This window comes from Acidithiobacillus sp. (genome assembly GCF_023256195.1).
Classification (GTDB): domain Bacteria; phylum Pseudomonadota; class Gammaproteobacteria; order Acidithiobacillales; family Acidithiobacillaceae; genus Acidithiobacillus_A.
Window position 1 is genome coordinate 53,716 of sequence record NZ_JAGDWX010000012.1, and the last position, 12,862, is coordinate 66,577.

General features: G+C 65.5%; 8 protein-coding genes. 6 read left to right on the forward strand and 2 right to left on the reverse strand.

Features of this window, described 5'->3' with window-relative positions; all coding sequences use genetic code 11:
• The 6 genes from lpxB (at nucleotide 1) to Q0C23_RS02185 (ending at nucleotide 8,805) form a co-directional block, all read left to right on the forward strand.
• A complete protein-coding gene (lpxB, locus tag Q0C23_RS02160) occupies nucleotides 1–1,134 on the forward strand; it encodes a lipid-A-disaccharide synthase (RefSeq protein ID WP_291510737.1) in 1,134 nt (377 codons plus the stop codon).
• Nucleotides 1,127–1,708: a ribonuclease HII gene (locus Q0C23_RS02165; RefSeq protein WP_291510738.1), complete on the forward strand. Its 582-nt coding sequence runs from the start codon at nucleotides 1,127–1,129 to the stop codon at nucleotides 1,706–1,708. The genes lpxB and Q0C23_RS02165 overlap by 8 nt, the downstream gene beginning before the upstream one ends.
• Nucleotides 1,705–5,205: a DNA polymerase III subunit alpha gene (gene dnaE / locus Q0C23_RS02170; protein ID WP_291510739.1), complete on the forward strand. Its 3,501-nt coding sequence runs from the start codon at nucleotides 1,705–1,707 to the stop codon at nucleotides 5,203–5,205. Before Q0C23_RS02165 ends, dnaE begins: the two co-directional genes overlap by 4 nt.
• A 54-nt stretch (nucleotides 5,206–5,259) precedes the next feature.
• Nucleotides 5,260–6,210 (forward strand): acetyl-CoA carboxylase carboxyltransferase subunit alpha, encoded by a 951-nt coding sequence (locus Q0C23_RS02175; protein WP_291510740.1) that lies wholly within the window; start codon nucleotides 5,260–5,262, stop codon nucleotides 6,208–6,210.
• Nucleotides 6,211–6,220: 10 nt separating this feature from the next.
• Nucleotides 6,221–7,621 carry a tRNA lysidine(34) synthetase TilS gene (gene tilS, locus Q0C23_RS02180; protein WP_291510741.1) on the forward strand — a complete coding sequence of 467 codons (1,401 nt, stop codon included), beginning with the start codon at nucleotides 6,221–6,223 and terminating at the stop codon, nucleotides 7,619–7,621.
• 92 nt (nucleotides 7,622–7,713) lie between these two features.
• Nucleotides 7,714–8,805 carry an NADH-dependent flavin oxidoreductase gene (locus Q0C23_RS02185; protein WP_291510742.1) on the forward strand — a complete coding sequence of 364 codons (1,092 nt, stop codon included), beginning with the start codon at nucleotides 7,714–7,716 and terminating at the stop codon, nucleotides 8,803–8,805.
• A gap of 35 nt (nucleotides 8,806–8,840) precedes the next feature.
• On the opposite strand, the gene Q0C23_RS02190 is transcribed toward Q0C23_RS02185, so the two are convergent.
• Both Q0C23_RS02190 and Q0C23_RS02195 read right to left on the reverse strand, forming a co-directional pair.
• Nucleotides 8,841–10,382 (reverse strand): GH3 auxin-responsive promoter family protein, encoded by a 1,542-nt coding sequence (locus Q0C23_RS02190; protein WP_291510743.1) that lies wholly within the window; start codon nucleotides 10,380–10,382, stop codon nucleotides 8,841–8,843.
• On the reverse strand, nucleotides 10,379–12,484 hold the full coding sequence (locus Q0C23_RS02195; RefSeq protein ID WP_291510744.1) for a penicillin acylase family protein: 2,106 nt from the start codon (nucleotides 12,482–12,484) through the stop codon (nucleotides 10,379–10,381). Before Q0C23_RS02195 ends, Q0C23_RS02190 begins: the two co-directional genes overlap by 4 nt.
• Between the last annotated feature and the right edge of the window lie 378 nt (nucleotides 12,485–12,862).

A 12,862-nucleotide genomic window follows, 5' to 3' on the forward strand; every position in this document is an offset into this window, starting at 1 on the left:
ATGGGGACCCCGGTTTTCCTGGTGGCGGTGGAGCGCTCGGGGGAAACCTTGGGGCTCGATATCCTGCGCCGTGCCGAGGCGGCGGGGCTCCAGCTGGACTGGTCCGGGGTAGTCGGACCGCGGCTGCGCGAGGCGGGTGTGCGTCCCGTAGCCGATGGTGAGGTGCTGGCGATCATGGGGATCGTCGAGGTGTTGCGCCACTACGGTGCCCTGCGTCGGCTGTATGCGCGCATCGAGACGGTGCTGCGCGAGGAACGGCCACAGGCGGTGGTGCTCATCGACCATCCGGCCTTCAATCTGCGCGTAGCGCGCCTGGCCAAATCCCTGGGTATTGCGGTGCTCTACGTGGTAGGGCCGCAGATCTGGGCGTGGCGGGCGGGCCGCATCGCCAAGATGCGCGAACGCATCGATCGCATGCTGGTGCTCTTTCCCTTCGAGCGCCCGCTCTACGCCGAGGCAGGTATCCCCGTGCAGGTTTTGCCTCACCCGCTGCTCGCGCAATGTGCGGCGGCTCCCAGTCGGGAAGCAGCGCGGGCCGCCCTGGGTATCGCCGCCGATGTACCGTTGCTGGCCCTGCTTCCCGGCAGCCGGCGCACGGAATTGCGACGCCTGGCACCGGCCATGGTGGAGACGGCGAGACGCCTGCGCCAGCAGCGGCCGCAGGTGGAGGTGGCCGTTGCCTTGGCGCGTGAGGATCTCCTACCACTGTGGCAGGCGGCCTTGGGCGATGAGAGCGGCATCCGTCTGGTGCTGGCCCAGAGCCTGACGCTGCTGGCCGCTGCCGACCTCGTGTTGGTGGCATCGGGGACGGCGACTCTGGAAACGGCGCTCATGCGCCGACCGGCGGTGGTGGTCTATGCCATGCAGCCTATCACCTATTGGCTGGCGCGGCGGCTGGTCCGGGTACCCTTCGTGGCCATGCCCAACATCCTTCTGGAGCGGAGAATCTACCCGGAGTATCTACAGGACGACTTTCGTCCCGAGGTCGTGGCGGCGGAACTGGAGCGGCTGCTGGGTCCGGCTGGGGCCGCGCAGCGCGAGGCCCTATCGGCGCTTCCGGAAAAATTGCAGGGGGACGACGATGCGGCCATTGCCGACGCCCTGCGGGCGGTTCTGGGGCCGGTCCATGCCTGAGCTGGAGCACCGCGGTTGCGGTTGGGTGGGCCTCGATGAGGTAGGGCGCGGTCCCCTGGCAGGCCCGGTGACGGTGGCGGCGGTGATTCTGGCGCGGCCGCTGCCGGGCCTTGCCGACTCCAAGAAGCTCAGCCCGGCGCGGCGTGCACACCTGGCCCGGCAGATCCGTGCCGAGGCGAAGGCCTGGTCCATCGCCTGGGCTGGCAGCTGGGAGATAGAACGCTACAATGTCCTGCAGGCCACCTTGCGGGCCATGGACCGTGCCCTGCAGGCTCTGCCGCCGGGCCCCTGGCGGGTAGCGGTGGATGGCAACCGGGCGCTGCCCCACTGGCACGCGGAGACTCTGGTGAAAGGCGATAGCCGTCTGGATGCCATTGCAGCAGCCAGTATCCTCGCGAAAACAGCGCGGGATGCGGAAATGGATGCCCTGGATCGGCATCTGCCGGGCTATGCCTTTGCCCAGCACCGCGGTTATCCCACGCCCTTGCACCTCGCCGCGCTGCAACGGCTGGGTCCGAGCCTCATCCATCGGCGTGGCTTTGCGCCGGTGGCGGCACTCACGAGGAACGCATGAGCCACTGCGGTTTCGTCCATCTACACGTGCACTCCGAATATTCCTTGGAGGATGGCATCATCCCCATCAAGGCCCTGATCCGCCGATGTGTGGATTGGGGCATGCCCGCCATTGCCGTCACCGATCACGGCAACCTCTTTGCCCTGGTCAAATTCTACGAGGCTGCACGCAACGCCGGAGTCAAGGCCATCATCGGCAGCGAGGTCTGGCTGTGTCAGCCGGATCAGCCCGAGGATCCCAGCAGCCTGGTCTTGCTCTGCCGGAATCGCCAAGGCTTTCGCAATCTCAGTCGACTCCTGAGTCGGGCTTATCTCGAAGGTCTGCAGCACGGCCGACCGCAGTTGCAGCGAGACTGGCTGGAGGGCCACACGGATGGCCTCATCGCTCTATCCGCCGCGGCCCGTGGTGATGTTGGCCGTGCCCTGCTCCAGCATCAGCCGGAACAGGCTCGCCAGTGGGCCCAGCGTTATGCCCAATGGTTCCCAGACGCCTTCTATCTGGAACTGCAACGCAATGGCGAGCCAGGGCAGGAGGCTTTGGTGGCAGCGACGGTGGAGCTGGCCTGTGCACTGGATCTGCCGGTGGTGGCCACCAATAACGCCCATTTTCTCGATGCAGAAGACTTCAAGGCCTTTGATGCCCGCCAGTGTATCGCCGCCGGCTATACCCTGGACGACGAACGGCGTCCGCGTCGCTTCAATCCGGAGCATCGCCTGGCATCGCCAGCGGAGATGCTGGAGCGATTCCGCGATCTGCCCGAGGCCTGCATCCACACCTTAGAGATCGCCAAGCGCTGCAATGTCGAGCTTACTTTAGGCAAATATGCCTTGCCGGATTATCCGACCCCCGACGGCAGCCCCATCGATCAATACTTTCAGAAGGAGGCAGAGCGCGGCCTGGAGGAGCGCCTTGCGGCCTTGGGAATCGATGGCGCTGCGGCGACCCCTTACCGCGAGCGGCTGCTGCGGGAAGTGGATGTCATCCGCCAGATGGGTTTCCCCGGCTACTTCCTCATCGTTGCGGACTTCATCCAGTGGGCCAAGGACCACGATGTGCCCGTGGGGCCCGGGCGCGGCTCTGGCGCCGGCTCGCTGGTCGCCTACGCGCTGCGCATCACCGATCTGGATCCCCTGGCTTATGGCCTGCTCTTCGAGCGTTTTCTCAATGTCGAGCGGGTTTCCATGCCGGATTTCGACGTCGACTTCTGCATGGACCAGCGGGATCGGGTGATCCAGTACGTCGCCGAGAAATACGGGCGGGAACGCGTGGGGCAGATCATCACCTTTGGCACCATGAAGGCCCGCGCCGTCGTCCGCGACGTCGGTCGCGTGCTCAACCTCCCCTACGGTTTCGTCGATCAGCTGGCCAAGCTGGTGCCGGGAGATCTGGGCATGACCCTGGCGCGGGCCCTGGAGGAGTCGGAGGAGCTGCGCCGACGGCAGACCGAAGAGGACGACGTGCGTGAGCTTCTGGACATCGCCCTGCGGCTGGAGGGGCGGCCACGCCACGCATCCACCCACGCCGGCGGCGTGGTCATCAGTCCGGAGCCCCTCGCGGACCGCCTGCCGCTGTTCAGCGATGCGACGGAGGGCAGCGGCAACGTCACCCAGCTGGACAAGGACGACGTGGAAAAGATGGGCCTCGTCAAATTCGACTTTCTCGGCCTGCGCACCCTCACCATCCTCGACATCGCCCTCAAGGGTATCAACCGGGCCCGCGCGCAGAGGGGCGAGCCACCTTTGGATCTGCAGCGTATCCCATTGGACGACGCCGCGACCTTCGCCTTGCTCAAGTCGACCCACACCGTCGCCGTCTTCCAACTGGAGTCCTCGGGCATGCGCGATCTGCTGCGTCGCCTGCAGCCCGACAACTTCGGCGATATCATCGCCTTGGTGGCGCTCTTTCGTCCTGGCCCCTTGCAGTCGGGCATGGTCGACGATTTCATCGCGCGCAAGCATGGCCGCGCGGCGGTGAGCTATCCGCACCCCGATCTCAAGGCGATTCTGGCCGAGACCTACGGCGTCATGGTCTATCAGGAGCAAGTGATGCAAGTCGCCCAGATCCTGGCCGGCTACTCTCTGGGCGGCGCCGATATCCTGCGGCGCGCCATGGGCAAGAAAAAGGCCGAGGAGATGGCCAAACAGCGGGAGATATTCCTGCAAGGCGCGGCGCGACGCCAGATCGATCCCCATCAGGCCGGCGCCATCTTCGACCTCATGGAAAAATTTGCGGAATACGGCTTCAACAAGTCGCACTCCGCTGCCTATGCCCTGGTTTCCTACCAGACCGCCTACCTCAAGGCCCACTACCCGAGCCACTTCATGGCGGCGGTGCTCACCGCCGACATGGATCACACCGACAAGATCGTTGCCATGATTGGTGAGTGTCGGCGCATGGGTCTGGCCATTCTACCGCCATCGGTGCAGCACAGCGCCCTGGAATTCCTGCCAGTGGCCGAGGGCATTCGTTTTGGACTCGGGGCTATCAAGGGACTGGGCCGCAGCGCCGTGCAGGCCATCGTTGCCGCGCGGGATTCCGACGGACCTTTCCGCGACTTTTTCGATTTTCTCTGCCGGGTCGACCTGCAGCGGCTCAATCGCCGAGCCCTGGAAGCCCTCATCAAGGCTGGGGCCCTGGACGAAGTCGGTCCGTCGCGGGAGTACCTCCTGGCATCTCTGGATACCTTCCTGGAGGCTGCTGCCCAGACGCGCGAAGCCCGCGACAGTCAGCAGATTTCTCTCTTGGGTGGTCCGGAAGAGCAGCCCACGGCTCCTCCGTGGCAGGAAGCTCCAGCCTGGACCGGGATCGAGCGCCTGCAGCGCGAGCGGGAAACCCTGGGCTTCTACCTCAGCGGCCACCCTCTGGTGGAGCATCGCGCGCAATTGACCGCCATGGGGGCGCAGGAGCTGGGTGCCCTCACGGCGGCTAGCGGCCTGGTGCTGGTGGCCGGGATTGTCGTCGGACGACGTAGCACCCGCAGCAAACGCGGTGATCGCATCTATTTTCTCACCCTGGAGGATGAGGCGGGACGCTGCGACGTGGTCGTCTTTGCCGAGACCTGGCAGCGTGCCGAATATCGTGGCGAAGGCGATGCCCCCCTGCTGGTGCTGGGTGAGGTCGGCGAGGACAACTATTCCGGCAGTTTGCGCCTGACCGCGCAGCGGCTGCTGGCCCTGGATGAGGCGCGCGCCCTGCTGGCGGAGGAACTGGAGTGTCGGCTGCGGGAAGGGACCTCTGCGGCTCAGCTGGCGTCCTGCCTCGGTACGGAGCGAGGATCGTTGCGTCTGCGGCTGTGCCTGCCCCTGCCCGATGGCATCGAGGTCGTTCTGGAGCCGGATGAGAACTGGTACATCGCTGCCTCGGAGACGGTCCTCAGCCGGCTCGCGGAGCTCGCACCGGTGGAATCCTGGCGGTGGCGTTTTGCGCCCGTCGGCAAGCTCGTGGACAATGTCGTCTCCTTGGAACAAGGTCGCGCCCTGCGGCGGCGGCCGGCCTGAGGGTTGGACGTCGCCGCTGCGACCCAAAAAACGCTAGGCCATGAAGGAGTGCCCATGAAGACCAGTTACCTGGATTTTGAGCAGAGTGTCGCAGAGCTGGAAGGCAAGGTAGAAGAGCTGCGTGCCCTGAACCAGCCGGGTATCGAGGAGGATATCCGTCGCCTCGAAGTGAAGGCACGCAAGGAACTGCAAAGAATCTACAGCAAGCTGAGTGCCTGGCAGACCGTGCAGGTGGCGCGGCATCCACAGCGGCCCTACACCTTGGATTACGTCGCGGCGCTCTTCGAGGATGTGCAGATGCTGGCAGGCGATCGCGCTTACGCCGACGATCCCGCCATCGTCGGTGGCCTCGCCCGCTTCCACGGTCACGGTATCGTCTGGATCGGTCAGCAGAAGGGCCGCGACACCAAGGAAAAGATCCAGCGCAATTTCGGCATGCCCCGCCCGGAAGGTTATCGCAAGGCCCTGCGCCTCATGCGCCTCGCCGAGCGCTTCCAGTTGCCCCTTTTTACCTTCATCGATACGCCCGGCGCCTATCCCGGCATCGGTGCCGAAGAGCGGGGTCAGAGTGAGGCCATTGCCCGTAATCTGGCGGTGATGTCCGATCTTGGCGTACCGATTCTTGCCACGGTCATCGGTGAGGGGGGCTCCGGCGGTGCCTTGGCCATCGGTGTCGCAGACCGCCTGCTGATGCTGGAATACAGCGTCTATTCCGTCATCTCTCCCGAAGGCTGCGCCTCCATCCTCTGGAAGGACGCGGCCCAGGCGGAGACCGCCGCCGACAACCTGGGCATCACCGCACGCCGGCTGCACGGACTGGGTCTGGTGGATGAGGTGGTGCCGGAACCCCTGGGCGGTGCCCAGCGCGACCCCGAAGCCGTCTTCCGGGAGCTGGACCAGCGGCTGCAGAGCCACCTCGGTCAGTTACTAGGCCAGGACAAGGGCAAGCTCCTCAGCAACCGCTACGAGCGCCTGATGCACTACGGGGTGGTAGGCGCCGCTTGAGCTGCGGCGCGTGAAGGAGGATCTCGAGGCGCTGCTGCGCCGCAGGCTCTGGCAGGAGTGGGGGCTGACATCGGCGACGAGCCTGATCCTGGCTTTCAGCGGTGGGCGCGATTCCAGCGCCTTGTTCTGGGCCCTGCACGCCATCGGCCAGTCATTCATCGCCGCGCACGTGGATCACAGCTGGCACCCACGGAGTGCCGACTGGGCGGCGCGCTGTGAAGAGGTGGCGACGGCGGCTGGCGTGCCCTTCGTCCTGCGCCACCTGCCCGCGGATAGTTCCGGCGAAGGTCTGGAGGACCTCGCACGACGCGGTCGCTACCGGGTCCTGCAGGAGCTTCTTGCTCCGGGGCAATGGCTGCTCACGGCCCAGCATCGCGACGATCAGGCAGAAACTTTTCTGCTGCAGGCCCTGCGCGGCGCCGGAGTGGCAGGACTGGCGGCCATGCCCTGGCGCCGGCCTCTGGGCACCGGGGTGCTGGCCCGTCCCCTGCTGGATTGCCCGGGGCAAGTCCTGCACGATTACTTGCAGAGCCGCGGCCTCGGCTGGATCGAGGATCCGGCCAACGCGGATCCGCGCTTTGCCCGCAGTCGCGTGCGCCAGCAGCTCCTGCCGACCCTCGGCCGTCTGGGTTGGCCCGATGCCGCCCCGGCTATCGCCCGCAGCGCTGCCAATCTGGCGGACAGCCTCTCCGTAGAAGCCGACTGGTTTCGCCGGATGTGGAGCGATTATTGCCGCGAATATCCCCAGGAGGGTAGCGAGCCGCGCCTTGCTCTGGATTTTCTGCGCCGTCTGCCCCAGGCCCATTACCGGGTGTTTCTGCGCCAGTACCTGCGCCATCGCCAGATGGCGCTACCCCGCCAGGAAGACCTGCGGATCCTTCTGCATCGCACAGCCCAGCCCAGCCATGGTCAGCGCCTGTTCTGGCCCGGCGTGGAGACTTGGATGCAGGGGGGGTGGCTATGGCTGTGGCCTGGGGATCTGCACTGGAGCGACGCTGGTCCCAGCGGGCTCTGGTGGCCCACGACCTCTGCCGGTATTGGCCGCGGTTTCGCCTGGAGCTCGCGGGGAGATGGCTCCGCGGCACCCGGTAGGCGGGTACATCGACTGGACCCCGGGCGGCTCTTCGGGCCCTTGCACTGGGGGCGGCCGCAGCCGGGCATGCGCTACCGGGATGCGGCAGGGCATCACCGTCCTCTGAAGAAGCTTCTGCTGGAGGTGGGCGTGCCGCCCTTTCTGCGACCTCGATTACCTCTGCTTTGGGATGGGCAGGGGCATCTGGTGCTCATGCTGGGTTTTCCCCAGTGGGCCGGTCTGGGCGGGACGGCGGATGGACCCCTGCAGATCTGGCCGCAGCCAGAGGATCGCTGGGATTTTGCTCTGAAGTTCGAGGAACCGTCCAGCCCCCGCTGACGGCGTGTCGAGACCAAGCCGGTCCTTGGGTTCATACCGACCGTATGGTATCTTTGGCCGCAATCGTTTTCGTTGAGACAAGGAGCAGAATCGTGCAGCAGGAAGCCTCAAAACAGACGCAGAAGGATCTTTTCGCACCCTGGCAGCTGGGCTCTTACCGCTTGCGCAATCGCATCGGCCTCGCGCCCATGACTCGCATGTCTTCGGAAAAGGACAGCATTCCGCGGCAGGACGTCCTGGATTTTCTGGTACGCCGGGCCGAGAACGGGGTGGCCCTCATCACCACCGAGGCTATCGTCAGCGATTACGAGAGCGCCCAGGGTTATCCCGGTCAGGCGCGTCTGGTCACACAACGACAGATCGATGCCTGGGCCGAAGTCAATGGCCGTATCCGCGCCGCTGGTGGGGTATCCATCCTGCAGATTTTCCACTGCGGGCGCGTCGCCTGGCCGGAGGTGAATCCGGCGCAGCGCATCGTCGCCCCCAGCGCCATCGCCCCGCGCCAGGCCAACCCTCTGACCCAGGCTCCCTATCCCGTGCCGGACGCCATGTCTCTGTACGATATCGAGCACAGCATCCAGGGCTTCGTGGAGACGGTCAAGGGTGCCATGGCGGCAGGTTTCGACGGGGTGGAGATCCACGGTGCCCACGGTTATCTCATCAGCCAGTTTCTGTCCAGCTACAGCAACCAGCGGGACGACGCCTACGGCGGCTCTCTCGATAATCGCTTCCGTTATGCCCGCGAGGTGGTGGAAGCGGTTCGCCCCTGGGTGCCACAGGACAAGCTGCTCTTTTTCCGTATCTCCAACTGGGGTGTGGTGGATATGGAGGTCTCCCTGTTTGCCGATGCCCAGGAGTGGAAGGATCTCATTGCCCATATCGATGCCTTGCCTATCGACGCCATCTCCGTGTCCACCTACCGCTTTTCCGACGAGGCCTTTGGCAGTGGCATGAACATGGCCCAGCTGACGCGTAGCGTCAGCCGCAAACCCATCCTGATCTGCGGGCAGATCCACGACCGCGACACGGCGGAGGCCGCGCTGGTGGATGCCGATATGGTGCTCTCGGGCAAGTCGCTGCTGCTGAACCCGCACTGGGTGGCGGACATTCAGGCGCGCAAGCCCCTGCGTGCCTACCGCTCCGAGGAAGCCAACATCGCCTACACCAAGGAGCCCCTGCCCTGAGAGGGGCGGTGGAGGCACCGGACCGTGACTTGAGCTCAGCGGTCTGAGGTCTGCGATGTCTCGCCGATGATTTCGAGGATCTCGGCAAAGCGCTGCGGGTCTGCCACTGTCCGCGGTATCTTGTTTTGTCCGCCGAGCCTCCCTGCCCGACGCAGCCACCGAGCGAAGCTGCCCGGTGGCAAGAGAAGGACACGAGGAGCCAGCAGCTGCAGGCCACGGTGCTCCTGATAGTCGGCGTTGCGCGCCTGCAGCTCGCGGTCGATGGCATGGGCCATGGCTTCCTCACGGGTCTGTCGCTGTGTCGGTGACGCATCCGCGATGGTGGACTCCACGAGAAAAAGGTGACGGCCGCGACCCGGTGCGGCCGGGTCCAACCGCGCCCCCACCATCCACTCGACGATGGGATGACCGTCCTCGGTGGCGGCCCGGGCGATGGCGGCCCGCAGTTCTTCTGGGTGCAGGTGTTCGCCAAAGACCGACAGATAATCTTGTAGGCGTCCCACCACGGCGATGCGTGGCGGTCTACGGCTGAGAATGCGTACGGTATCGCCGATGCGGTAGGACCAGAGACCAGCAGCGGTACTGAGTATCAGCGCATAGTCCTCATCCAGGACGCAGTCTTTGAGCCAGTGGCGCTGCGGACGTTCCTCCCCGAGCTCGCGTACGGGGACGAATTCGTAGAAGGCGCCGTGCTCGAGATGCAGGCGCAGGCCGGCTTCGGGCTTGTCGTCGGCACTGGCGATGAAGGCTTCGCTGGCGGCATAGACTTCGCGCAGTTCGGCGCGGGTATCCCGGAGGTAGGGGGCGAAGAGCGGGCGATAGGGTGCAAAGGGCACACCGCCGTGCAGCAGCAGCTCCAGCCGCGGATAGGGGGGTGGGGTGCCCCGGAGGGCGCTCACGGCCTCCAGCAGCAGGAGCAGCCAGCTCGGCGTACCACTGAGCTGGCGAATGTCGTAGCGGAGGCTGTCCTTGGCCAGAACCCGCAGTTTTTCATCCCAGTCTGCCAGCAGTGCAAGACGCTTGGGTGGATAGACCCAGGGCCGGGACCACCAGGGCATAGTCTCAGCGGCGATACCGCTTAGATCGCCCGCTTTTACCCCAGGCGCCAGGGATTGCAGGTCGGTACTGCCGCCCAGCAGAAAGGATCGGCCAGCCAAGGGCCGGGCCCAGGGGCAGGCCTGCTGGTGCCAGACCAGGGTATCCAGGGCGGCGCGCCGCTGGGCCCGGAGCATGGCGCGGCTCAAGGGTAAGTACTTGCTGCGCCCACTGCTCGTGCCCGAGCTCAGGGCAAACCAGGGAATGGGATCGGGCCAGGTCTGGTTCCGGATCCGCGGGAATGCAGCTTGCCAGTATTGCCGCCAGAAGCTCTCATAGTCGCGCAATGGCACCCGCTGCTGAAAATCGCGCACCGTTCCGATGCGCGCAAAGTCGTGCTCCTGGCCGAAACGGCTGGCGCGCGCGTGGCGTATGAGACCTTGCAGCAACTGCCGCTGGCATTGCACGGGATCCATGGCGTCCAAATATCGGGCCCGGCGCCCGGCATAGTGGCGAAAGCCGGCATCCAGCGCCTCACTCACGGGCCTCTCAGCTCCAGGCGATGGCGGCAGCGGCGCAAAACGGCCTCGCGACTCAGCGGCAGGGGAATGTAACGACCCTCGCGCCAGTGTGGGATCTGATCGTCGAACTGCGCACTGTCCAGCCAGCCATCCTGACCGCCTAGAAGTACGCAATAATTGTCGTCCACGTCCTCGACACGGCAGAGGAAGCGGGCCTGGGCACCGAAACTGGCACGGTGTGGACCGCGTACCAGTCCGTGTGCCACCTTCATGGGCGTTTCGCGGGAGCCGGCGCTGGCCCACTGATGGCTCGGCAAGAGCCGACCAAGCAGCGGAAAAGCAGCCAGCCAATGGGCGCTGCGCAGGCGATGCAGATCGCCCCAGCGGGGATAGCGGCGCCAACGCCGCCAGGCCAAGGCCGCTGCACGCCCAAGGAGTCGGCGTCGCAACTCGATATCCAGAGCATCGAGATCTGCGGGGAGGAACTGGCAGATGCTCCCCCAATCCGTCGTCCCTCGCCAAAAGGGCTGGACGCGCCCCATGCCTTTGACGGTGGCGGCGAGAAGCAGTTCGAAAGCGGCGGCGCCCTGACTGTCCACCGTATAATCCCCGGACCAACTCTTCAGTGCAGAGCGCAGCGCCGCCGACGCCGGTGCATCGTCCAGCCGCTTCGCCAGGAATCTGGCGAGGCTCCGAGCCCTTGCGGAGTGGACATCCCCTTGCCAGGCCATGAGCTGCGCAGCTGTAACGGGCCCGCGGCGTTCCCGAAGCAACTGGCGAAGACGCTCGACCCGATCGGGGGGGCTGAAGAACAGGCCGATGAAATCCGAGCCGGCCGGCCGGTCGTTGGCCGAGACCACCAGGCCCTCCACCGCGGGACTACCGGGGACGGTGGAGTAGAAGGCATCTTGCGTCTGTGGTACACCTGCCGGGTTAGGGCAGTCCTGGCTCCCTGCGGTCCAGCGCATCTTCGGGTCTCGCGGATCGCGCAGAATATCCGGATAGTCGCTGCGACGCCGCGGCAGGGTCGCCGCAAAGATGTGCTCCACGCGACCGCGACGGTCCGCCGCCAGGAAATTGAGGCCGGGAACGGACCAGCATGGGAAAATTCGCCGCAGGGCACCGGCTTCTGTGGCGCGCATCAGATCCAGCAGCGGCGTGAACTCGTCGCTGGGACGATGTCCCATCCAGGCCAGTGCAAGCTTTTCTGGACCCTTGGGCCAGAGGCGGGCGTCGCTGATCACGGGGCCGACCGCCGTCCAGCGCCGCCAGATGGTTTTGGGGGGCAGGAAGCGCCGACGCAGCTGGATGCGTTCGCGCCGACAGATGTCCTTATCGTCCACGGCGAAGAGGTCGCTGCTGAGAGAGCGCAGGTTGGTCCCACCCCAGGCCAGATCTGCATTGCGTCCGATGCTGACGAAGGGGAGGCCGACGGGAGCGAGACCCACGGCATCCAGCCCCGGCGCGTGCAGTCCGAGGAGCAGCCAGGTGTTGGGCAGGGCAAAACCCAGGTGCGGATCGCTGGCAAGCCAGGTGCCGCCGCCCTCGCCCTCGGCGATGGCAAAGGCATTGCTGCCACTGCGCGCGACGCCGAAGAAAGCCGCCAATTGGGTACTGACCGCGGCACCCGCAGCCCCCTGGCCCTGTCCAGCTTGGAGCAGACGCTGCCAGCGGTCGGCCCAGCCGGGCTGCCGGCGCAGCCGCAGAAAGCGCGCATAGAGCAGCCAGTGCACGTCGGCGGCGATGACCCGGCTCATCCGAACGATATCCAAGGGTTCCCAGGAGCGGCGTTGCAGTCCGAGCCAGCGGAACTCCGGCGGGCATCGCTGCTGCGCCGCGCCATAGGCATTGAGCCCAAGGACAAAGGCCTCCAGCCAGTCGCGGGTACGCTGGGGCAACAGGGCGAGGATTTCCGGGGCCGCTCTGCCGGGGTCAAGGCGGCGGATCAAATCGTCGACGGGCGTGAGCAGCGGGCCCAGGAGCTCGCCCATGCGCCCCTCAGCCAGGTAGCGCAAAAGGTAAAGCTGGGTCTCGCGTAGATGGCACTGTACCAGGCCAAGGCCAAGGGCTAGATCGTGGTCGTTCTCCGCGTAGATCTGCGGGATCTGGTGTTCGTCCCACAAGATCTCGACCCCAGCCTCAAGAGGCAATCCATGGCGCGGAAACGACTGCAGTCTACTGGCCAGGGACTGCCTTCGCCGATTCTGCAAGGATGCGTGTCGCCTAAGCATCGGGGCTCCTGCGCCGGAGGGTCTCGCGCCCACCTAGTTCATGGTAGTCGCCACGGTGCCTGCGGACAAGGACGGACGTCCCGACGGGGGCGATGCACGCCGAGCTTCAGCCCTAGATAAATCTGCGGATTATTGGAACATTATAAAAAATGGGCGGAATTATTGAGAGCGCCGTGAGTATGCTTGGCTCCCCGATTTTGACGGAACCATTGCTCTACCAAGAGGTCAAAGCGAACACAGGAGAACTCCTGCGTATCAAGATCCAATAGA